The organism is Paenibacillus sp. NPDC057886, assembly GCF_042796655.1.
GTDB lineage: Bacteria > Bacillota > Bacilli > Paenibacillales > Paenibacillaceae > Paenibacillus.
Genome location: NZ_JBHVMZ010000009.1, coordinates 1 through 22,018 on the forward strand (window position 1 = coordinate 1; position 22,018 = coordinate 22,018).

At 46.9% G+C, this 22,018-nt stretch carries 17 protein-coding genes; 5 read left to right on the forward strand and 12 right to left on the reverse strand.

The genetic code is table 11. The features are described 5' to 3' along the window. Window positions 1–200 precede the first annotated feature (200 nt). Window positions 201–2,096 carry a PrkA family serine protein kinase gene (locus ACFVQB_RS26325; RefSeq protein ID WP_379446883.1) on the reverse strand — a complete coding sequence of 632 codons (1,896 nt, stop codon included), beginning with the start codon at window positions 2,094–2,096 and terminating at the stop codon, window positions 201–203. 361 nt (window positions 2,097–2,457) lie between these two features. Between ACFVQB_RS26325 and ACFVQB_RS26330 the strand changes: the two genes are divergently transcribed. Beyond that, complete coding sequence (locus tag ACFVQB_RS26330; protein ID WP_379446884.1) at window positions 2,458–3,303, forward strand: DUF2161 domain-containing phosphodiesterase; 846 nt, start codon at window positions 2,458–2,460, stop codon at window positions 3,301–3,303. 95 nt (window positions 3,304–3,398) lie between these two features. Here the strand turns inward: ACFVQB_RS26330 and ACFVQB_RS26335 are convergent, their stop codons facing one another. The 3 genes from ACFVQB_RS26335 to ACFVQB_RS26345 all read right to left on the reverse strand — a co-directional run bounded on the left by ACFVQB_RS26335 (window position 3,399) and on the right by ACFVQB_RS26345 (window position 6,290). Next, complete coding sequence (locus tag ACFVQB_RS26335) at window positions 3,399–4,025, reverse strand: FMN-dependent NADH-azoreductase (protein WP_379446885.1); 627 nt, start codon at window positions 4,023–4,025, stop codon at window positions 3,399–3,401. A 242-nt stretch (window positions 4,026–4,267) separates the two neighbouring features. Then, on the reverse strand, window positions 4,268–5,491 hold the full coding sequence (locus ACFVQB_RS26340) for an aminotransferase-like domain-containing protein (protein ID WP_379446886.1): 1,224 nt from the start codon (window positions 5,489–5,491) through the stop codon (window positions 4,268–4,270). 142 nt (window positions 5,492–5,633) lie between these two features. Beyond that, the gene (locus ACFVQB_RS26345) at window positions 5,634–6,290 is read right to left on the reverse strand and encodes a response regulator transcription factor (protein WP_379446887.1); all 657 of its coding nucleotides are present in this window, start codon (window positions 6,288–6,290) and stop codon (window positions 5,634–5,636) included. Between the two features lie 441 nt (window positions 6,291–6,731). On the opposite strand from ACFVQB_RS26345, the gene ACFVQB_RS26350 reads away from it, so the two are divergent. After that, window positions 6,732–7,142, forward strand: coding sequence for a hypothetical protein (locus ACFVQB_RS26350; RefSeq protein WP_063564256.1), 411 nt, complete (start codon window positions 6,732–6,734; stop codon window positions 7,140–7,142). Next, entirely contained in the window at window positions 7,139–8,203 is a 1,065-nt protein-coding gene (locus ACFVQB_RS26355) for a phosphodiester glycosidase family protein (RefSeq protein ID WP_379446888.1), read from the forward strand. The genes ACFVQB_RS26350 and ACFVQB_RS26355 overlap by 4 nt, the downstream gene beginning before the upstream one ends. Window positions 8,204–8,547: 344 nt before the next feature. Here the strand turns inward: ACFVQB_RS26355 and ACFVQB_RS26360 are convergent, their stop codons facing one another. The 7 genes from ACFVQB_RS26360 to ACFVQB_RS26390 form a co-directional block, all read right to left on the reverse strand. Continuing rightward, the gene (locus ACFVQB_RS26360; RefSeq protein ID WP_379446889.1) at window positions 8,548–9,564 is read right to left on the reverse strand and encodes a LacI family DNA-binding transcriptional regulator; all 1,017 of its coding nucleotides are present in this window, start codon (window positions 9,562–9,564) and stop codon (window positions 8,548–8,550) included. Window positions 9,565–9,663: 99 nt separating this feature from the next. After that, window positions 9,664–13,035 carry a GH36-type glycosyl hydrolase domain-containing protein gene (locus tag ACFVQB_RS26365; RefSeq protein ID WP_379446890.1) on the reverse strand — a complete coding sequence of 1,124 codons (3,372 nt, stop codon included), beginning with the start codon at window positions 13,033–13,035 and terminating at the stop codon, window positions 9,664–9,666. A 133-nt stretch (window positions 13,036–13,168) separates the two neighbouring features. Next, on the reverse strand, window positions 13,169–15,334 hold the full coding sequence (gene bglX, locus ACFVQB_RS26370) for a beta-glucosidase BglX (protein WP_379446891.1): 2,166 nt from the start codon (window positions 15,332–15,334) through the stop codon (window positions 13,169–13,171). A gap of 137 nt (window positions 15,335–15,471) precedes the next feature. Continuing rightward, a complete protein-coding gene (locus ACFVQB_RS26375) occupies window positions 15,472–17,070 on the reverse strand; it encodes a type 2 periplasmic-binding domain-containing protein (protein ID WP_379446892.1) in 1,599 nt (532 codons plus the stop codon). A 54-nt stretch (window positions 17,071–17,124) separates the two neighbouring features. Further along, complete coding sequence (locus ACFVQB_RS26380) at window positions 17,125–18,027, reverse strand: carbohydrate ABC transporter permease (RefSeq protein ID WP_076289886.1); 903 nt, start codon at window positions 18,025–18,027, stop codon at window positions 17,125–17,127. Window positions 18,028–18,045: 18 nt separating this feature from the next. Continuing rightward, on the reverse strand, window positions 18,046–19,005 hold the full coding sequence (locus ACFVQB_RS26385; RefSeq protein WP_062320079.1) for an ABC transporter permease: 960 nt from the start codon (window positions 19,003–19,005) through the stop codon (window positions 18,046–18,048). 11 nt (window positions 19,006–19,016) lie between these two features. Continuing rightward, the gene (locus tag ACFVQB_RS26390; RefSeq protein WP_379446893.1) at window positions 19,017–19,781 is read right to left on the reverse strand and encodes an alpha/beta hydrolase; all 765 of its coding nucleotides are present in this window, start codon (window positions 19,779–19,781) and stop codon (window positions 19,017–19,019) included. Between the two features lie 463 nt (window positions 19,782–20,244). On the opposite strand from ACFVQB_RS26390, the gene ACFVQB_RS26395 reads away from it, so the two are divergent. Together ACFVQB_RS26395 and ACFVQB_RS26400 are read left to right on the forward strand one after the other, a co-directional pair. Then, window positions 20,245–21,162 (forward strand): serine hydrolase domain-containing protein, encoded by a 918-nt coding sequence (locus ACFVQB_RS26395; protein ID WP_379446894.1) that lies wholly within the window; start codon window positions 20,245–20,247, stop codon window positions 21,160–21,162. After that, window positions 21,159–21,590 (forward strand): GNAT family N-acetyltransferase, encoded by a 432-nt coding sequence (locus tag ACFVQB_RS26400; protein WP_379446895.1) that lies wholly within the window; start codon window positions 21,159–21,161, stop codon window positions 21,588–21,590. Before ACFVQB_RS26395 ends, ACFVQB_RS26400 begins: the two co-directional genes overlap by 4 nt. A gap of 94 nt (window positions 21,591–21,684) precedes the next feature. On the opposite strand, the gene ACFVQB_RS26405 is transcribed toward ACFVQB_RS26400, so the two are convergent. Then, window positions 21,685–21,939 (reverse strand): AbrB/MazE/SpoVT family DNA-binding domain-containing protein, encoded by a 255-nt coding sequence (locus ACFVQB_RS26405; protein ID WP_024629045.1) that lies wholly within the window; start codon window positions 21,937–21,939, stop codon window positions 21,685–21,687. Window positions 21,940–22,018: the final 79 nt, after the last annotated feature.

Below are 22,018 nucleotides of genomic sequence, written 5' to 3' on the forward strand. Positions count from 1 at the left end.
GTTCCCTCTTTCCAATTCTCGGTCGCAAAGTTGGACTTATTTAATTAAGTCCCCGCTTTTCCCGAGTTGTTCGGTTATAGCGGAACAAGTCACACTTAGTCTTCATTGTATATCTGCCCATATAAAAAGACCCCTGACCCTGCTGTGAAGGAGCCTCACAGCAGGCGTCAGGAGCCTGATCCGGAATGGTTCGTTGCAGATCAGCGATTCAACAGACTGCCCACATAACGGAGCAGTTCATTCGCGCTGGCTGCGGTATATCCATGTTCTTCAATCAATCGTTTAATCACTTCATTCATTCGTTTTAGTTGAGTCGCGTCTGGTGTCTTGGTTGAAGTTGTAATCTTCACAATATCCTTCAAGTCAGCGAACAATTTCTTTTCAATCGCTTCACGCAAACGATCATGACTGCTGTATTCAAATTTCCGTTCCTTGCGGGAATAGGCCGAGATGCGGATCAATATTTCTTCCCTGAACGCCTTTTTGGCATTTTCGGAAATGCCGATCTGCTCCTCGATCGAACGCATCAATCGCTCATCCGGGTCCATCTCCTCATCCGTCAGTGGATCACGAATTTTGGACCAGTTGCAGAATGCCTCGATATTATCGAGGTAATTTTCGAACAGCGTTCTGGCCGACTCTTCGAACGAGTAGACAAATGCTTTCTGCACTTCCTTCTTCGCCAGCTCATCATATTCTTTCCGAGCCAGGGCAATAAAGTTCAGATAACGCTCACGTTCCTCTTTTGAGATCGAAGCATGCTGATCCAGACCATCCTTGATCGCCCGGAGAATATCCAGCGCGTTAATGCACTGAAGGTTTTGCTTAATCAAAGCACTGGATATCCGGTTGATGACATAACGCGGATCAATGCCCGACATGCCTTCATCCAAATATTCATTTTGCATCTCACGCAGATCGGCTTCTTTGTACCCTTCAACTTCTTCACCGTCGTACATCCGCATTTTTTTGACCAGATCCATGCCTTGTTTCTTCGTTTCTTTCAAGCGGGTAAGTATGGAGAAAATGGCTGCAGTCTTCAGGGCATGCGGGGCAATATGGACATGCTTCATATCACTTTGCTGAATGAGCTTGCCGTAAATCTTCTCTTCCTCGGAGACCTTCAGGTTGTAGGGAATCGGCATGACGATCATCCGGGATTGCAAGGCTTCATTCTTTTTGTTGGAAATAAATGATTTGTACTCGGATTCATTCGTATGCGCCACAATCATCTCATCCGCACTAATCAAGGCAAATCGGCCTGCTTTAAAATTACCTTCCTGCGTCAGCGATAACAGGTTCCACAGAAACTTCTCATCACATTTCAGCATCTCCTGAAATTCCATCAATCCACGGTTAGCCTTGTTCAATTCACCGTCAAAACGATAGGCGCGCGGATCGGATTCGGAGCCGAATTCGGTAATGGTTGAAAAGTCGATACTTCCCGTCAGATCGGCAATATCCTGAGATTTCGGATCGGATGGGCTGAATGTTCCGATTCCCACCCGGTTATCCTCGGAAATGATGACCCGCTCCACCCGTACCTTGCTGATATCACCGCCATATTCAGTCCGAAGACGCATCTGGCAGGATGGGCAAAGATTGCCCTCAATGCGGACACCGATCTCCTTTTCCACTTCGGGACGAAGCTCCAGCGGAATCAGATGCAGGGGCTCTTCATGCATTGGGCATCCTTCAATAGCGTATACAGCACCCTTCTCCGTGCGGGAGAATTGTTCAAGGCCACGTTTCAGCAGCGTTACCAGTGTTGACTTCCCTCCGCTGACCGGACCCATAAGCAGCAGAATCCGTTTACGAACATCGAGGCGGCGTGCTGCCGAGTGGAAATATTCTTCCACCAGCTTTTCGATGGACCGATCCAGCCCAAAAATCTCCTGCTCAAAAAACTTGTACCGTTTGTGCCCCCCAACTTCTTCCACGCCGAACGATTCAATCATCTGGTACACTCGTGCGTGAGCCGTCATTGCCGGAGTCGGGTCCTCTCTCAGCAGTGCAATATAATCTTCAAATGTCCCGTTCCATGATAAACGGTCACTCTCTGCCCGATGTTCCGCAACGCGTTCAAAAATATTCATGCTTGGTACCTCCTATGGCTCCTTTAGTGTGATTGTCAACCATTCCGAATGGTATGAAGAAATCAATAGAATTACGGCTTGTGCTTGAATACCAATCTTGCGGTCCGGATTAGTCCCGCCATCCTCTGTCCAAACATCATGTATTGTTGTGAAAAGTGTATTACATACCTATGCGGCAAATCGGATAAGTTGACCTCTTTTTTTCAATCCGCAGGTCTTAATTTGAGGCTTTCCCTGTTCTATCAGACATCTTGTGCACTCAGAAAAAAAAGAACGGATATGATATAATGAAGGTTCTAAATTCAGAAAACGGGACAATAGATGGCCAGAGACGAGCCACTTCAGGGAAGGAGCAGAAACGATGGCAGTAAAGTACGAAACCGAGTTATATTCGCCTGTAAAGGCTTTTTTCGAACGCCGTGGCTACGACGTGAAGGCTGAAGTCAAACATTGTGACCTGGTTGGGGTCAGATCGGATCAGAATGAACCACTCATTGTGGAGATGAAAAAAACATTTAATCTGTCTCTGCTGCTACAGGGAATGCAGCGTCTGAAGCTCAGCCCCTTCGTGTATCTGGCTGTTGAGCGGAACCGCAGCAAGCGTGGTGCCGTGAACCAGCGATGGGGTGAATTGATCACACTGTGCAGACAACTTGGATTGGGGCTTATCACCGTTACGTTCTACAAAACCAAATCACCTCTGATTGATGTGCTGTGCGAACCTGCTGTCCAAGGTCATATGCCTGGTAACGGCACCGGTGTCCGTAAAGGTGGTATCCGGCGGCAACGACTGCTGAAGGAATTCGACGAGCGCAGTGGTGATTACAACACGGGAGGAAGCACACGCAGACAGCTGGTCACCGCTTACAGGGAAAAGGCATTACGTGTGGCTTCCGCCCTTCGCGCTCAGGGAGAAGCCTCCCCTGCCTTGATCAGCAAACAGACAAGTGTGGGTTCTGCTGCGGCCATTTTGCAAAAAAATTATTACGGCTGGTTCGAGCGTCTATCCCGTGGACGATATGTGCTGACGGTTAAGGGTGTGCAGGCACTGACCGAGCATGCTCACATGCTTGAGGATAATGATATGATTGAACGGAGTATAAATGAACTAGAAATGGATTTTTCCTTGATTCAACATGACGACAGTAGGCTGGAGCATATTGCGGAAGTCGCGGAGCCCTACCTGATCCATGGAATGGATGACTGAGGCAACATAGCTTTATGCTAAAAATGAAGATGCAAAAAAGCCTGTCATCTCCATTGGAGATAACAGGCTTTTCGTGTTTTCTATATATTAGGCTATTAGAAGCTTGCTGCTACTTCGGAAGCCAATTTCAGACCTGCTGCTACGATGTCCTGGGAACGGTCAGGTGAAGCATTGTGACCTTCAACGATAACCAGTTCAGGGTTTTGGATACCCCAGAAGTTCAGTACATTCGTTACATATTTCACGGACATTTCAGCGGATGCCATAGGCTCTACGGAGTAAACTCCGCCACGTGCGTTCAGCAATGCCACTTTTTTGTCGCCTACCAGACCTACAGGGCCTTCAGCAGTGTATTTGAACATTTTTCCAGCTTGGCTCAGGTAGGAAATGTAGTTCACCAGTGGTGCTGGAACAGTGAAGTTCCACAGTGGGAATGCAAATACTACTTTGTCTGCTGCCAAGAATTGATCTTGCAATTGTGCTGCCAGTGCAGCTGCTTTTTGCTCTTCTGCAGTTGCTTCGATACCATTAGCGGCTTTGTATCCACCTGTAATTACAGTGTTGCCGTAGTAAGGAATATCTGTATTGTAGAGATCCAGTTCGGTAACGGTGTCACCTGGGTGGGATTCTTTGTATGCGCTCAGAAATGCATCGTACAATTGTACGCTGACTGCTTGATCTGCAGGACGGTCGTTTGCTTTGACAAATAAAATGTTGGACATGTTCGTTCCCCCGTTAGTTAAAATATATGAGTGCTTCTCCTGAACTTGCAATGAATGCAGCTTATATAAAGAAAACAACAACTCATTAATACATATTATATATAAAAATGTTAGTGGATGCAATAACGTAATTACTTTGGGGTAACATATTTGCTTCCAAATTCAATGCCTGGAACTTCTGCCGGCTCAGGTTCCAGGCATAAATTTGACCATACATACATTCTTTCTTTTCTATATCCGGTTTAGCTCCGGGCTGTAAACTCTGTTATGGACTCACTGATCAGATTCATGCCAAGGAGCAACTCATCCCGGCCGGGATGACTGAAGTTCAATCGGATGTACCGATGATCCTGTTCACCAGTGGAGCAGAGGGAACCTGGAAGAAAGGACACCCCTTTTAACAGAGCTGCTTTGAGCAGAGCCCCGCTGTCCAATCCATCCGGCAACTGTACCCACAGATACATTCCCCCTTCAGGAATGCTGTACTGACTGCCTTTCCAACCCGGACGCTTCAATAATTCGAGCATAAGCTTGAGCCTGGTCTTATACTCCCGGTTCAGCATGGAGAGATGATCGCTCCACTTAAAAGGAGAATGGGCGAGCAATTGATACAGCAACCGCTGATTCATGGGACTGGACTGTCCGTCTGCTATCCGTTTCACTGAGGCCATAGCCCGGATCAAGGCCGGATGTCCGGCAGCCCAACCTGTACGCAGGGCAGGTGCTACAGTTTTGCTAAACGAACCAATGTAGAGAACATGTCCACCCTGATCCGCTGTATCCAGCGCAAAGAGGGAAGGATACTTCCGGTAGAAGTCTCCCGGTTCCAATCCATCGAAATGAAGTTCACCATAGGAATCATCCTCCACGAGCAGCACACCGTAGCGTGAGCACAGATCAAGCACAGCCTCACGTCGTTCCATACTCCACAGCACGCCGGTTGGATTGGAAAAACTGGGTGCAGCAAAAAGCAGCTTCGGTCTCACCTGCTGCATGTGATGCTCCAAAAGGTCAGGCAAAATGCCATCCCCATCGCCTGTGACAGGCACGATTTTGGCACCTTGCATCTCCAGAACCTCGAGACAGCCTGGAGAGGTAGGATGCTCGACCAGTACGGAATCTCCAGGCTCTAGCAGCAAACGCATCACAAGATCGATGGCCTGCTGGGTCCCTGTGGTCAATAGAATCTGCTCTGGGACTGTCCGTATGCCCTTGCGAGCATTCCAATCTTTGTCCAGCCATTCTCTCAACGGTCTGTACCCTGCCGGTTCGCCATACTGCAATGCGGAGGGTCCGGAACTAAATACAGACACCGCTGCTTCTTCCAGCAATTTGAATGGAAACAGCTCCTCCGCAGGCAGTTCTTCTGCCAGAGAAATGAAATAATCCCGGCCAGACATCTCACGAATGTCCCTCAGCGGTGATGTCAAAAGCCTGTTTGTACGGGAGGCGAAGAAATATTTCATCGGTCCGTTCCCCTTTCATCCCTAATCCGAACTGTGCTCGCAGTCCGTAGCCCCCTACAACCTATTCATGTTGGACACTGAATATGACCAGACCGGACACTTGACGAGTCATCGAACATAGGGATTCATGGAACCATGCTCGTCAGGATACGGTTTTGGTCTGCCTCGCATATAAAGCGTAACGTTCAATCGCCTGTGCCCTGCTGCTTACATCCAACTTGACGTATATTTTACGCAGGTAATTATCAATTGAACGTCTGCTAACGTTAATCTCACTGGCTATTTTATCATAGGTTACGCCCTGAACAATTCTTTCCATGATAAAAGTTTCGGTTTCTGTTAATTCAACAATAAGTTCTTCTGCCGGAGATTCGACGGGCTGGGCCCATTCCGAACTGGCTAACCAGGATAATGGAATGGATACATATCCCTCACGCAGCCCGGAAATCAGATGAATCAGCTGGCTAGGGGAAGCCTGTTTGGACAGCATACCACTTGCACCAAGACTGATCAGATGACGAAATAACTTTACATTGTCCTCGTCCGTTAGAATTATGATGTGACTATGAGCCGACAGATTTTTCATTTGGGCTATATACTGATCCGCCTGGCCCTCAGGAAGCCGATAATCCATCAAAATCAGATCGGGCTGGTGAATGTTCACCAGGTCAAGACCTTCGGACCCAGTCGAAGTCATCCCCCGTACTAACAGATCCTGCTGTTCTTCCAAAATCAATTTCGTACCCAGCATGCTGGTGGGGTGGATATCTACGATGACCACCTGCCATACTTTTTTCATTGTTGTTCCCCCTGTTATGTATTGGACAAATTCCTTTTCTACCATCAGCCATGATGATGCCTCTATCCTTGCGACAGTCCGTGTATAGAAGAAGTAAGAGTCGGATAATGTCGAAAAACAGAAAAACACCTGATACAGCTGTAAGAACAGCTCTATTTCTACTGTATTTTGCTGTCGCCGCATCAGGACTTTTGTCTTCCCAAGCGAAGAAAGATCAAAATATAGTATAAATTTCCTGCTTTTCTATCTAAAAAAGTCGAAAAACTTGCCCAAAGTTCCTACTTATTGCATCTATAAGAAATTGTATCCTAGGACTTCCTTCCGATGCAATCTCTTTTTATCCTATTACTCAAAGAATTTCATTTTTGCGTAATCAATAGGGGCGTGATAGAATGAGGACTGGAAAATTTTTTGTACCTATAAATAACCAGGAGTGATGATATGAAACCTTCTGTCCAACCCTCTGACATCCATCACACCCGGAGCGCCAAAGGTAAGGCCGGATCTTCAGTCAAGCTGTTTCTGGTCATGTGGATTGTTCTCATTGCACTTGGAGTACTCGGAACCTACTATTATAGTAACCACCTCCAGCAACAGATGATTAATCAGCTTCAGACCCATAATCAGCAGCAGATTGCAGCGCTCAAAGCCGACTACGAAAAGCAGCTAACAACGATATCCAAGGAAGTAGCAGACCTGCAGGGCCAGGTGCAGTCCTTTAATGAATTGCTGACTTTCACCAAGGATAATGCAAACGATAAAACCGACAACAGCAACAAATTGTATACCCAGTTGAGCGAAGTCAAAAAACAACTGGAGACACTCCAGAAAAAGATGGACCTGCTCAAATGATTACACCCGTAAAAAAGGTTAATCGTTTATTTATGCTTGCAATTGCTCCTTTTGTTGGATTGATGTTATGCATGCTGCTGATTCGTCCTCCACTTGAACCCGGAGATTTCATCGATTCCGGTCTGGCCGAAGAGACCGTTACACCCCGGACCCAGGCAATTAGCCAGGAGCTTGCAGGGGCAAAAGAAGCTGCTGTTCAGACTTCTTCTTCTATTAAAAGAACAACACAGTTGTACAATCAGACAACAAGTACGATGTCGACGCTTGTACAGAAGGCTACGGTTCAAGCCGCTCGCCCAGAAACGATCTATAATCAACGGATCTCATCCAAGCTGGGCGTTCCGTTTGAACGGATAGACAGCGATCGACTTACGATTGAACTCTATAGAGTCAATCCAGGCGCCTATAAGGGCTATGCGATGAAAATCAAGCTAAAAGATCCCACGGCCATGAAGATGGCTCTGGATAGCGAGCCAGGCCGATCTGAGACAACCATGCAGGCGGTTAAGCGCAGCGGTGCCATTGCCGGAATTAATGCCGGCGGATTTGCCGACAGTGGCGGTAAACGATATCCGCTGAGTACAACGGTTATGGATGGCAAATATGTGAATGGTTTTCAGGCCAGTTTTAAGGATCTGTTTTTTGTAGGTCTTGATGATGCCGGTAAGCTGGTTGGCGGTAAATTTTTCGACAAAAGTTCTCTGGATCGCCTACAACCCCAATTTGGTGCCACATTTGTTCCCGTGCTTATGCAGAATGGACAAAAGACTGTCATTCCCGCAAAATGGAAAGTCTCACCCAAGCGGGCTCCACGCACCGTAATCGGCAACTATAAGGACGATCAATTGTTGATTATCGTTGTTGACGGGTATAACGAAGGGGGCAGCTCAGGAGCCACCCTGGAAGAGCTGCAAGGACGTTTGTACAAGCTTGGCGTCGTGGACGCCTATAATCTGGATGGCGGCGGATCGTCCTCACTCATCGTGAACAATCGGGTTGTGAATAACCCTTCGGATGGGAGCCTCCGACCAGTACCTACTCATTTTTTATTTTACAAATGATGGAGTGAAGCATTCCTTTTCTTCTTATAATGGTTATAATAGAAGTAAAGATTTTGCAGGAGGTGCTATGGTATGTCATTTTCACTGACATTTTGGATTATTGCAATTGTATTGGCTCTCTTCCTTACAGGCATTCTCACTTCATCCTACAACAATGACAAAACCAAGGGCCTTTAAGGGCCAAGCCTCTCCTGGTGAGAGGTTTTTTCATTTTATAAGGTCAAATAAACAAGCTAAACAAGAGACAAGGCTTAAAAGAATGCTTCAATTCTTCTAAGCCTTGTCTCTTGCTGTACAGTCGTCGTTTGACACAACATCCATGGAATGAAGAAGGGGCAGCGTCGTCAATAGCTAACCGCCTTTTCACCCTGGGCTTGCGCAAGATATTCTGACTGAACCTTGCTGTTTACCGACCCGCCCTCCACCAGAGTCACGTAGATGCGTTCATGATCGACAGGCTCTCCGGCAATAATCTTGATTAATTGCTCGGCTGCCAGTGCGCCCCATTTTCGTTTGGAATAATCAATCGTGACCAGTCTTGGCTGCACATACTTGCTAAGTTCAATATTATCAAATCCGATAATATCAATCTCCTGACCAATGTTTAACTCACTGTCAGCGAGCCGGTCACACATACCAATCGCCATCTCATCATTGAGACAAAACACCCCAACCGGTTGAGTATATTCCTGAATAATACGTTCAGCTGCCCGTTCTCCGCCACTCTTCTCGAAATCTCCGGTGATCTCAATCCACTCCACATTCGCTTCCCGCTCCGAGACCTGCCTCACAGCCTTCAACCGCTGAGCCGAGTCAAATGAGCCTTCAGGACCTGTCACGACATAAATCTTCGTATGCCCCTGTTCAATCAAATGCTCCATCGCAAGGGTTGCTCCTGCCTTGTTATCCAGCAGAACCTGATTAATATTCGGGTGATCCAGTTCCCGGTCAAGCACGACAATCTTGTGTCCTCTGTCCGCATATTGTAATAGTTCCTTGCTCGCAAATGTATGATCCAGAATGACAGCACCATCAATCATTCGCTCCGGAAGCATTCGATGAGATTGTTTCCCGCTGCACACAATCAGGTCGTACCCTTGCGCGTTGCATACAGACTTCATGCCACTAAGCAAGTCTCCATATACATCCCCGCTAAAATCCGTCAGAAATACACCCAGAATTTTGGACTCTCTCTTCTTCAAAGTTCTGGCAGCAGCATTGGGAACATAGTTCAGCTCTTTGGCGATAGCCAAAATTTTGGAACGGGTCTCATCTGTCACTTTGTTGCTACCATTCAGAGCATATGACACGGTAGAGATCGACACTCCCGCCTGTTTGGCGATATCCTTGATACTGACCACATTCTTCGCTCCCCTGTTATGTTCATCAGGCCCTTCGAAATCGAAGGACCTGACATCTAAAATATTTATACTTGATAAAATGGACTAACGTTTACACGATTAACTGTAAATCTCAATCACATTATTCTCGCTCAGACTCTGTTCAAGAGCCGTGCGTGAAATACGCAGTCCACCAAGACGATAAGGTTGTTGCAACCTTGTCGCATCCAGTTCCTTGCCATTCAGCACAATACGTTGTACGGCCTCTCCGCTGAGATGATAGACGAAGGTTACTTTTTTGCCGGCAAATTGGAAATTAAAATGCAAGCCATCCAAGCTGACAGGTAGCACAGGGTCCAGAACCAGATCTTCTTCCTCCTGACGAATACCCAGGGCATTCGAAATGAGCTGATTCATGTAGATTCCCGGTCCACTGGAGTAAATTCTCCAGCCGCCCTTCACCTGCACATCTCCGGTGCGAAGCTTATCGAACTGCTCCTGCGCTGCATAACGGTTGTTGAATTTCCCGTCAGAGCTGCTGAAGTAGGCATTACTTTGGCGTAGATCTGCATTAGGAACAGCTTCCTGAATACCCACTGGATTGATAATACCGAGGCCATTCCAGACTTCATCCGGGTTGCCCAGCTTCGCCATGGCTTCAATATAACGGATGTGAGCATGAACGTATTGCAAGCCCACTTCACGTCCGAAGTTGGATGCCTGCTCTGCACGTTTGAAATGAGTGCTGACGCCGCCATCATACTGTGCTGGACGATTCATCAATCTGACACCATCCGGGCAGTACAGCTTGTCCTTGATCAGTTCATAATGAGATTGCGCTTGCTCAGGCTCCAGCAACTCGGCAATCATGCTGCGTGTCATCGGCAGCAAACGGTACTGAATACCTGTCTCGCTGTCATCCGGATGCAGCATACGTTTCGCTTGTGCAGGATCTTCCATATATACAAAGCCCGGAATCACGTCGGTATCCAGCATGTACTTGCTGAAGTCCCTTTTCACACCCGCTGCCATGTCGCTTAATTCGGAAGAAAGCTCCGGTTTCACAGGCGCAAGCGCTCTGGAAAGCTGCTTCAACGTTTGATAGGTGAGCGCTACTGTCCAGCTGCTGACCATATATTGCTTCAACTGAGCATTGGCAGGCTGTAATGTATCGTCCCAGTCCCCGTCACCATATGATGAGAGGAATGTGTCATGCAGGAAATGGCTGCGAATGTACTCCAATTCCTTCTGGGCATGCTCCAGCACGCTGGCTGTTTGATCCGTAAAGTCAAAGCCATGTTTTACGGTATAAGGTACTTCCTCATTCAGAATCGAATAATCCTTGGTGGCAATCAGATAATCACTTAGTACTTTAAGAGGCCAAACAATAATGTCACCATGGCTTTCTTCCTGCTGAACTTTGAAATACCGATCAAACATGAACCATTGCGGCCAGTTGCCATCATCCTCATACTGATGCGAGTAGACCGTCTTCAGAATGTCGCGGACCTGCTCATACTTTTGTGTAGCCATAAAGTACTCGACCGGACCCTGGCATACATCCCGTGTACCCCAAGCTGCACCGCCATATTGCTCCAGTCCGTGAGGAACAGAGTAATGCACCAGCATATTGTGGGTGTACCACCAGGCAAGAGCATTCACTTTGAACAGCTCGTCTGCTCCTTGCTTCTGAGGCTGGGACAAATGGAACCCATTCATCACTTCTGCATAGAAGGTACGATAAGCTGCTACTTCCTCTTCGAAGCTGCGTGTCGATGATGAAATCTGTCCACCTTCCAACAGACCTTGAATGGTCAATGTCCATTCAGCGCTGCTGTCCAGCCGTAAAGTCGTCAGTGATGCGTCACCTGCGTTTACTCCACTAGCCAGTTCAGTCTCATCGCCAACCTTCACTCCTGTTCCGCTTACCCGCATGCGGTACTCCAGATTCGGATACACTTCGGCGCTAAGGGAGCTTTGATCTGCCGTGAAGCTCAGTTCACCATTCTGCTCCGTAACATGAACAGGAAGTTCATATTCATTCACATTCATCGTAATCTGATTGGTGATCAGGTATCGGTAAGCTATTCCTTTTTCCGATTTCACATGAAGATGTACTTCAGGCGTATCCAACGTTGTATAATTCGTGATGATCAGCGTATCCTCAGCTGTTTTGTAATACCAGCGAACATAATTGAAGCCCATTTCAAACAGGGAAGGCATCGTGAGCAGGCGGAAGATTCCCTCAATCTCAACGTAGATCCGCTGGCCAGATGATTTGGGTATGTTGAGTGCACTACGTGCATTGCTCATCATTTTATTGAAGTTCGTATTACCCACAACCACATGGGAATTGAAGATACCATACATATAGGAAGACGTAGTGATTACGTTCTGACCCAACTTCACATTGTTGCCACTCATCAGAATGTGTCCATGCGGACGTTCCACGCGCATTTCCTTTTCCTTGAGCACAATATGCTCATACGTATCTGTAAAGAACGCCAGCAATTCACTATCCGCGCGCTCTTCCTGATGTCTCTTCGAAGCCGGGAAGAGGGAGTTCACTTCTTCTTCGGTCATCGATAAAGTAGGCAAGGGTTCACCCACTACCGGATGGAGAGATACTTTTGGAAATACGTTGGATACTGCCTGTACTGCGCTTGCAGACTCTTGACGCTTCGCTTCATAATCATCCCAAGCCTGTTGGACAACATCCTGGTATTCGAGTTCCTTCACCGCTTCAGCGTGGTTGGCCTGAAAAAGTCCATAGAACACAAAACGAGCTTCGCCACCCAACACCACTTTTTCGGACTGCAGAGCTGTGTATGCAAATTCATACTGGTACACTTCATTCGCAAGTGTCGGCTTGCCCAGACTTTCAGGGACATTCGTTTCCTTGTAACTCAAGCCAAAGAACTGAAATCCATCTGTGGAGTAACCTGCTGCACGGGTTAGTGAACCCTGTTGAAGATAAGGAAAAGCCCCGCCCTGTGGTTGATTCTGCCGTGAAGCTACGATATATCCCAGCTTCGCATCCTCGAATACGGCATGGTCAATGTATTGTGACAAGTAAGCCTCATTACTGCGTACCGCACCCGGATCTGCATTGCCGACATCCTGGCCATAGACCACGTCGACCTCTTCTCCGTTACCGTTTACGGTCACATCCCAGAACCATACACCTTGTGCTGTTGGAGCAAATACAACCTGATAGCCTATGCCCTCAGCGGTACCTGTCCATACCATACGACTGCCGTCGGTGCTCACCTGGCTGTCGGAGTGGATGCCAAGCATTGGGACAAATCGGATACCTGAATCACTGTGAAACCGCAAGTACAGGTTATTCATGGAGCCGTCCACCGGACTAGCCATCCACTGATTAATCATTGTTGTTCCACTTACAGCCTTGAACAAATCACCGCTTTCCCAGAACGTAAAGCACAGATCGCCGGATTGTACGTTGATTTGAGATTTATTCATGGTCTTCATATTTCTATTCATATCCTCCTAACCTGCCTTGTTCCCTGCTGCTGAACAGAAGAGGACAAGGCAGTGCAGATTTGCTGCTTTTGCTACTTTTGTATGATGAGTTCAATTATTCATCGACATGAGGTGTATCCCATTACACCAGCTTGAACGTGCTCTCCAATGTATCGCGGCTATTCGGTCCTACGAAAATGTGGAATGTTCCCTTATCACTGCGATGACTCAAATCGGAATGATGATAACGAAGCTGTTCTTCGTTTAATGTAAATGTAGCCGTACCACTTTCACCCGGTGCGAGTGACAGCTTAACATACCCTTTCAGCTCACGCATTGGACGCACAACTTCACCAGTAACATCTCGTACGTACAACTGCACCGTCTCCACACCAGCACGTTCGCCAGCATTGGTTATACGCACTTGGATTGTCAGAGGTTGATCAGCAGTCATTTCATTGCTTGATACTTCCAGGTCACCATACTCAAACGAAGTGTATGACAAGCCGTAGCCAAACGGAAGCAGCGGGTCATTCGGACTATCAATATATTTGGAAACATAACGCTCTTCCGTCTTTTGCGGATTGAGTGGACGTCCTGTATTAAAATGATTGTAATATACCGGTATCTGACCTACTGATTGCGGGAATGACATCGTCAGACGCGCAGACGGATTCACCACACCTGTCAATACATCAGCAATGGCCGTTCCACCCTCACTGCCCGGGAACCACGCTTCAAGCACAGCATCGGATTCTTCAAATACACCATGCAAGTCCAGAGGGCGACCGTTGAAGATAACGCTGGCGATTGGTTTACCCGCTGCTTTGAGCTGTTTAACCAATTCCAATTGAGCTGCCGGCAAACGAATATCCGTACGCGATCCACCTTCACCACTCATTTCGGAATCTTCTCCAAGCGCAAGCACGATCAGATCGGCTTTGCTTGCTGCTTCAAGCGCTTCAGCAATCTGTTCAGTGGTGATCGTGTGAACGTTGCTGCCTTGAGCCACATGAACTTTCCCCGCAGCAAGACGCTCCTGCAAAGCCGTTCCAAGCTTAACGGCATCCTCTTTGACACCTTCACAGGACCACCATCCAAGAATGTCTTCACTTTGGGCAAAAGGTCCAATTAACGCAACGTTGGCTTCTGGCTTCAGCGGAAGCACGTCATTATCGTTTTTCAGCAATACAGCCGATTTGGTTGCAAGCTCATATGATACCTGACGATGTTCTTTTGAGAACACAATCTCGCGCTCACGCTCCGGATCAGCTGCACGCAGTGGATTGTCGAACAATCCCAGCTTTTCTTTCAGCTGCAGAATACGCAGCACCGCTTCATCAATGAGCGATTCTTCCACTTCTCCGTTCTTGATCAACTCCGGCAAATGATGGACATAACAAGGTGTCATCATCTCGATGTCGACTCCTGCACGAATGGCGCGATATGCGGCTTCACGGTCATCTTCAGCTGCACCATGAGCAATCATCTCGCGAATGGAAGCCCAATCCGAGATCAATACACCATCAAAGCCCCACTCGTCACGCAAAATATCACGCATCAGCTTCTCATTTCCGCTCGCCGGAATACCCTCTACCGTATTGAACGAAGCCATGACCATTTCGACACCTGCATCCAGTGCTGCCTTGTAAGCCGGTAAATAGTACTCACGCAGGTTGCGCTCAGACATATCGACTGTGTTGTAATCACGCCCACCTTCTGCTGCCCCATAAGCTGCAAAGTGTTTTACACAAGCCGCCAGACGATCCGGCTCATCCTTCAAATTGTCGCCTTGATAGCCACGTACAAATGCCGCAGAGAACAGACTGTTCAAATAAGGATCTTCGCCTGTTGTCTCCATTACCCGACCCCAGCGCGGATCACGAACGAGATCGACCATCGGTGCAAAAGTAACATGGAGGCCAGATACAGCGGATTCGCGTGCCGCAATCTCAGCACTTTTCTCAGCCAGTTCGGTGTCCCATGAACAGCCAATGGCTAGCGGGATGGGGAAAATAGTTTTAAAACCATGCACCACGTCCGCCATAAACAAGAGCGGAATGCCGAGACGGCTTTTTTTCAGGTAAGCTTGCTGTACATCAATAATGGCCTGTGCACCGGACAATCCGAGAATGGAGCCACTGGCTTCCACGGACTGCTCCGTGATTCCCATCTCTTCCATTGGACCAGTGATCTGACCTTCGACATTGGTTCCTTCATAAAAGTTAGCGGTCAGCTGAAGCAGCTGGGCCGTTTTTTCTTCCAGGGTCATCTGTTTTACAAGGTCTAGCAACTGCTCGTTATTCATAGACATTATCCTCCACTGCATGTTGTTGAAAGAAAGAACCCGGCTGCGTTCGGGGAGAGACCGCGCACCGGGTTCGAATGGATGGGACGGACGACAGAACACACCTGTCCTATCCCATCTTGCTAACTACTGAATGATTACTTGAATTCTTTGTTCAGTTCATCCAGATAAGGTTGAACCAGGGACATTTTGCTGTTTACCCATTCTTTCCAGTTCGCTTCCAGATCCCCACTTTTGAGGATCAAGTTGGCATATTCATTCTGGTAGTCGAATGAAGCCTGACTTTTAGCTTTGGAATCGTACAGGTTTACATCCCAGTCATATGCTGCGAGTGATTGACCTTCTGTACCGAGTTTTGCTTTTTCCTCGAACAGCTTCACAGCTCTATCACGATAATCCTTTTTGATTGCAGGGTTTACAACACTGAAGTCATCGCCCAGAAGATAGAGACCTTCGAAACGTGCTGGGTATTTATCTTCAAGAACAGTTCCTTCTGGCAGCAAGCTAACCAGTTCGTTGTTTTCATCATATTTCCAATCTGTTCCTTCGAAGCCCATGTTGATCAGCAGTTGTCCTTCTTTGGTCGTCGAGTAGTCGATCAGATCCATGATCCGTTCAAATTTCTCGTCACTGATGTCCGGATTGAAGATCAATGCAGACCAGAAGTTGGCTTGCTCCATGTTACGGTATTTTCCGTCGTCGCCCACTACGATTGCTGTGTGTACCAGTTCATCACTATCAACACCCAGATTCTTTCTCATATCGGAATCCAGACCTTGTCTGTACGAAGCCAATCCGCCCAGACTTGTTACTGCAGCTGTACCTGTTACTTTGAAGTTGTTTTGACCTTCGTTGTTTTTCCATGTGTAGAACTCAGGATTGAGCAGGCCGTCCTTGTAGGCTTTTTGCATCAATTTAAGTCCTGTCAGAGTCTCGGGATCTGCTGGTCCCCAGTGGAACTGACCATCTTCACCTTTGTAGAACGGCGTGTCGGTCATGGCATGCACACTGTTCGGCATAATGATGTTCGTCATGGCATCTGCCGCATTGTAGGACAGAGGTACAAGTTTGTTGCCCACTTTGCCTGGATCTTTTTCTTTCACAAGCTCGGCATATTCATTCAATTCAGTTGTTGTATATGCATCTTTCAGTTCGAAACCAACGGCTTCAGCCCAGTCTTTACGAAGCGCAATGACACCAATTTGGTTCGTCAATGGGTCAGCAGGTTTGTTCTCGAAATAGATTGGTCTTGGCAGGACGTATGTTCCACCCGTCAATTCTTCCAGCTTGTCTCCAAGACCGGTCAACTTGTAGGCTGCTGCCACGTTAGGCCAGCGTTCTTTCCAATCATCCGGGAATTTGTAGAACAGGCCTTGATCAATACTGTTCATGGCATCGCCATGCACGTAGTTCCATACTGCTACATCCGGCAAATCGCCAGAGTTGATCCACAGACGAAGCTTCTCGCCCCATGAATCCCAATCGATATAGTTGTAATCCCATGTTACATTGAACTTGTCTGTCCAGAACTTATGGAAGTCATTATCCAAGTTCCCGTTTTTAATTTCTGTCAGGTTAGCTACAGAGATGGTCAGGTTGTCTTTGTAATTTCCCTCTGCATCTTTTTCGTTACCACCTGAAGCTCCTTGGCTGGAACAAGCGGTCACCATCAGCATAACTACACTAAGCGTGATGGCAAAGAGAGCTCTTACTGACAACTTTTTGTTCGTTTTCATGTTTTACCCCCATGTTTTTTAGTAGAATTTTAATGCAAAATCCTATACGTATAATCAGGTCTTGATAGCCCCTGTTAATACCCCTTTGGCAAAGTGTTTTTGCAGCATTGGGAAGAAACACATAATTGGTACCATGGTGACAAATACCGCCGCCATCTTCATACCCATTGAGAAATTGCTTGCTTGGGCAGCATCCACACTGGATGCATTGGATGCGTTCGTCTGGGATGTGACGATAATGTTTCTGAGTACATTCTGGAGCGGCAACTGATCCGCTTTTCGCAGGAATATCATCGCATCGTACCAACTGTTCCAGTATGCCACACCGTAGAACAACGTGATTGTAGCCATAATTGGTGTAGCTAGCGGAAGAACAACAGAGAACAGAATTCTCCACTCTCCTGCTCCATCCAGTCTCGCCGATTCCATCAGCGATTCAGGTAAGGTATAGAAGTAGTTCATCATTAGAATCATGTTGAATGCACTGAAGCTTCCCGCCAGGATAACGGACCACAGCGTACCTGTAAGGTGAAGTGATTTCATGATCAGGTACAGCGGTACAATACCACCATTGAAGATCATGGTGAACAGTACTAGGAAAAAGAGAAATTTCTTGAACGGAAATTTGTTGCGGCTGAGGCCATATGCCATGCTTGTTGTCAGGAACAAGCTGAGTGGCAAGCCGATGACTAGCAAAATAATTGTATTTTTGTACCCCGACAGAATCGTTCCGTCAGCGAACAACGCCTTATAGGAATCCAATGTCCATTCTTTAGGGAACATCAAAAATGGATTGTCAGCATATTCTTTTTGTGTTGCGAACGAGATCATGATGACATTCCAGAACGGAATCAGAATCATCAGGGCAAGCACAAGTAATATGGCGAAAATAATGTAATCGAGAAATGTCATTTTTTCTGTACCAATTCTCGGTTTTTTGTTAGCTTTCTTGCTCATTTCATTTTTCCTCCTCTCTTATCGGAACAAACCGTCTCCGCCAAGCCACTTGGCAAATCTGTCTGCGAGAAGCAGCAAGACCATATTCACGAGGGAACGGAACAAGCTGACCGCTGTCGAGAATGAGAAGTCCGTTGAAGACTGGAACGTAATCCGATAGATGTATACATCCAATACTTCCGATACATTTTTGGTCGCGGCATTCGCCAAGTTGAAGATCTGGTCGAAACCGGAAGACATCAATCCACCAACCGACAGAATGAACATGACAGTGATTGTTGGAAGAATGTTTGGCAATGTGATCCGGAACATCTGCTGCATACGGGAAGCGCCGTCAATCTGCGCCGATTCATACTGATCCTGATCGATACCGGAAATGGCAGCCAGGAAGATAATCGCACCCCATCCGCTTGATTTCCAAATATCCGTCAACAGCAACATCGGTACAAAGTTGGACTCGGAACCTAGGAAGTTAATGGTTGGCAATCCAAGCAACCCAAGTGCGCTGTTTACCAGTCCGTCATAAGCCAGGACGTTGATAACTACCCCGGATACGATGATCCATGAAAGGAAGTGAGGGAACGTAAGAACTGTCTGGAACCACTTCTTCCCTCTGCGCATCCGCAATTCATTCAGCAACAGGGCAAGAATAATCGGGAACGGGAACTGAATAATCAGTTTTAGAATGTTGATGTACAGCGTCCGCCATACTGCGTCAATAAAGGTGGGATCCCGGAAAACGTATTTGAAATTCTCAAATCCGCTCCATGGGCTTCCCCAAATCCCCAGGTTCGCCTTGTAGTCTTTAAACGCAAGAGACAGGCCACCCATTGGCATGTAGGCAAACAGGATCAGCCACACGAGCCCTGGAATAAGCAGGGTGTACGTCATTCTGTGCTTCCAGATTTCACTCCAGAGCGAATTGCCTTTCAAGTTTCCCTTCAGCTTTTTGCTAGGTCCTTCGGCTGCAGGTTTCAAATTGCATCTCCTCACTCTACTTTGGTCTTGTCGTTATACAGAAAATCAAACATGGTTCTCAGGTGTTGCTCCCAGAATCTCCATTCATGGGTACCCGGTGTTTCAACATACCGAAACTCAAAGTCCGTTTCCTGCATGTATTCCGCGAATTTGCGATTCATATCCACAAACGGATCGATGTCACCACAACAACTCAGAATATCCGGTAAATTTCCACCTTGCTTCAACAGCTTGGCAGACAGTGCGTACAGGTCCTGATCGGGTTTTACCTGTAACCGTTCTCCAAAAACCGCTTTCATTTCCTTAATCATGCCTGATGGCATTTCCGGATCATGAAGCCGGGTCTGGATATCAGTTACACCTGATAAGGACACCACCTTGCTGTACCTCTCGGGATATGTCAGTGCACATTTCAATGCACCGTACCCACCCATGGATAGACCGGCGACGTACGTCTTTGCCGGGTCTGTATTGAGATTGAGCTGACGCCTACAGAATTCAGGCAGCTCCTGAGTGATGTAATGGAAGTAATTCAGGCCGTATTCCATATCGGTGTAATAGCTTCGGTTCGCTTCCGGCATAATGATGGTACAGCCATATTGCTCTGCGTACATTTCAATTGTAGTCAAACGTTGCCATGTACTTGCATTATCGCCTGCCCCATGTAGCAAATATAGCGTACCGCCTGAAGTGTCTCCGGAGTCACTGGACACTACATGTATGCTTGTATTCATGCATAACGTAGGCGATCCGGTTTCGATCGTTATATGCGCCATATGTAACCCCTTTCATCGTCGGCTACTGTCTGTAAACTTCTGTTTCTCTGCCTTTTTGTTGCAACTTCCATTGATTCCCCCGTATTTCGCTCGGTTATCGAAACGATTTTCTCGAATCGTTTCAAAACATAGCCAACGTTGATTTACTTGGACTTGATTACAACACTTTTTACGTGGAAGCGATTTCTTCGAATCGTTTCGAATAAATCATAATCCCGAAGTGCAAACCCTGTCAATAACCTTTTTACAAATTTCGCGCTTTTTTCTCAAAAAACTGACTTTTCGTGATAAAATTTGCGTCAAAAGGCACTTTTAATGTATAACAATATCCGTTAAGTAACCGTTTGCACATCTTCATTGACATTGAACCTCGTTTGTACTAACATAAGTTCTAATTTTTGATCCGGATTGCGGAAACGTTTCACCAATAGTAATAATTCTTCTTTTTAGAAAGGATGTTAAAATGTCGAGTATTATGAATTCTTTTGTTCAACATATTGATGAACAGCAGTTAAACGTACATTCTGTTCGCGTATTGCAGAAAGGGATTACAATTGGAGCGTGGGATCGCACCAGCGATATGCGCCGCTTACAACATTCCGTCAGCAAATCGTTTACCTGCATGGCGATTGGATTGGCTTTGGATGAAGGCACACTTGCACTTGAATCCAGATTCGGTGATTATTTCTCATCACCAACACCCGCTTCTCATTTGACAGCCTTCCCTCCTGCGGATCTCACCCTGTACGATTTGCTGCGAATGTCCTCGGGGCATGACGTACCCGTGTTATGGGCAGAAGAGCGAGCCGCCCTACCTGAGAAAGATTGGGCGAAATACTACATGTCCCTTCCTTTGAACAGAGCTCCTGGTGAAACGTTTACATATAGCAGTGCAGATACGTTTATGATCTCAGCCATGTTCCAGGCAGCCTCTGGTCAAACCGTTAAGGACTATCTGATTCCTCGACTATTCGAGCCACTGGGCATCACAAATGTAGAGTGGGAGACTTCTCCCTTGGGCATTACATTGGGCTGTGCGGGCCTGCAGCTCACTAACGAGGAATTAGGCAGATTCGGTCAATTGTTGCTTCAGGAGGGCCACTGGAATGGCGAGCAGCTCATTCCTGAGGAATGGATCCGCTTGGTGACGTCACAGCAGATCCTTACACCAGGAGACGGTGACTGGGGACAAGGTTATGGATATCAATTCTGGAGATGTTCTCATAACGCTTACCGTGCTGATGGCGCCAATGGTCAACTATGCGTTGTCCTACCGGAGCTGGAGTCCGTCGTTGCCATCAATAGTGATGAACAAAATATGCAAGCCATTCTTGACCATTTATGGTCGGATATACTACCTATTCTGGAGGGGAACATTTGAATATACGAGCAGCCACTCAAGCAGATTATGCGGAGTTAAGGAACATTTATCTAGAATCGCGACGTGCCCGATTCCACTGGGCTAAGCCGGAAGAACTGTCCCTGCAGGATTTTGACGCAGATACCGTGGATGAGCATATCATCGTGGCTGAAAATGAAGATGGACAGCTTCTCGGCTTCGCTTCGCTGTACCTTCCCGAGAACTTTGTCCACCTTCTGTTTATCCATCCCGGGTTTATTGGCGGGGGTACAGGTTCACGCTTACTGGATGCGTCAATTTCACTCATGCAGCAGCCTGTTCGATTGAAATGCGTATCTGATAATCATAAAGCGATTGGCTTTTACGAACGACAGGGTTGGAAAAAAGTCATTGAAGAAGGTACACCCGGGGCGAAATATTGGGTGATGGAGTACGACACTAACAGCTGATTCCATTCATTTGATCCCGGTAAGCTAGAAGTGGACATGTTTTTTCACACAAAAAAAGTATCATGACCTTCAGAGGCCATGATACTTTTTTATTTTACCCGTGCTGTGGAAGCTGGGTCATTTCATCTAAACATTGTGCGCATATGTAACGCTCTTTGAACTCATTGACTTCTTCCATCGATCCGCAGAAAATACATTTTGGACGGTATCTCTCCAGAATGATATGGTCCCCTTGTACTAAGATCTCTACAGGATCCCCCTCATTCATTTGATACCTTTTACGCAAAGATTTAGGCAATACGATCCTACCCAATTGGTCAACTTTGCGAACGACTCCAGCTGGCTTCATAGCTACGGCACACCTCTCCTATCTTACTCTAAATTTCTAGGTACATTTGTACTATGTTTATTAATTCGCCAAGATTTTG

What these genes read in the sequence shown, in the direction of transcription:
- ACFVQB_RS26365 (WP_379446890.1), bottom strand. Translation starts at nt 13,035, where the DNA reads ATGAAGACCATGAATAAATCTCAAATCAACGTACAATCCGGCGATCTG.
- ACFVQB_RS26395 (WP_379446894.1), top strand. Translation starts at nt 20,245, where the DNA reads ATGTCGAGTATTATGAATTCTTTTGTTCAACATATTGATGAACAGCAG.
- bglX (WP_379446891.1), bottom strand. Translation starts at nt 15,334, where the DNA reads ATGAATAACGAGCAGTTGCTAGACCTTGTAAAACAGATGACCCTGGAA.
- ACFVQB_RS26325 (WP_379446883.1), bottom strand. Translation starts at nt 2,096, where the DNA reads ATGAATATTTTTGAACGCGTTGCGGAACATCGGGCAGAGAGTGACCGT.
- ACFVQB_RS26375 (WP_379446892.1), bottom strand. Translation starts at nt 17,070, where the DNA reads ATGAAAACGAACAAAAAGTTGTCAGTAAGAGCTCTCTTTGCCATCACG.
- ACFVQB_RS26345 (WP_379446887.1), bottom strand. Translation starts at nt 6,290, where the DNA reads ATGAAAAAAGTATGGCAGGTGGTCATCGTAGATATCCACCCCACCAGC.
- ACFVQB_RS26330 (WP_379446884.1), top strand. Translation starts at nt 2,458, where the DNA reads ATGGCAGTAAAGTACGAAACCGAGTTATATTCGCCTGTAAAGGCTTTT.
- ACFVQB_RS26390 (WP_379446893.1), bottom strand. Translation starts at nt 19,781, where the DNA reads ATGGCGCATATAACGATCGAAACCGGATCGCCTACGTTATGCATGAAT.
- ACFVQB_RS26405 (WP_024629045.1), bottom strand. Translation starts at nt 21,939, where the DNA reads ATGAAGCCAGCTGGAGTCGTTCGCAAAGTTGACCAATTGGGTAGGATC.
- ACFVQB_RS26350 (WP_063564256.1), top strand. Translation starts at nt 6,732, where the DNA reads ATGAAACCTTCTGTCCAACCCTCTGACATCCATCACACCCGGAGCGCC.
- ACFVQB_RS26335 (WP_379446885.1), bottom strand. Translation starts at nt 4,025, where the DNA reads ATGTCCAACATTTTATTTGTCAAAGCAAACGACCGTCCTGCAGATCAA.
- ACFVQB_RS26355 (WP_379446888.1), top strand. Translation starts at nt 7,139, where the DNA reads ATGATTACACCCGTAAAAAAGGTTAATCGTTTATTTATGCTTGCAATT.
- ACFVQB_RS26380 (WP_076289886.1), bottom strand. Translation starts at nt 18,027, where the DNA reads ATGAGCAAGAAAGCTAACAAAAAACCGAGAATTGGTACAGAAAAAATG.
- ACFVQB_RS26340 (WP_379446886.1), bottom strand. Translation starts at nt 5,491, where the DNA reads ATGAAATATTTCTTCGCCTCCCGTACAAACAGGCTTTTGACATCACCG.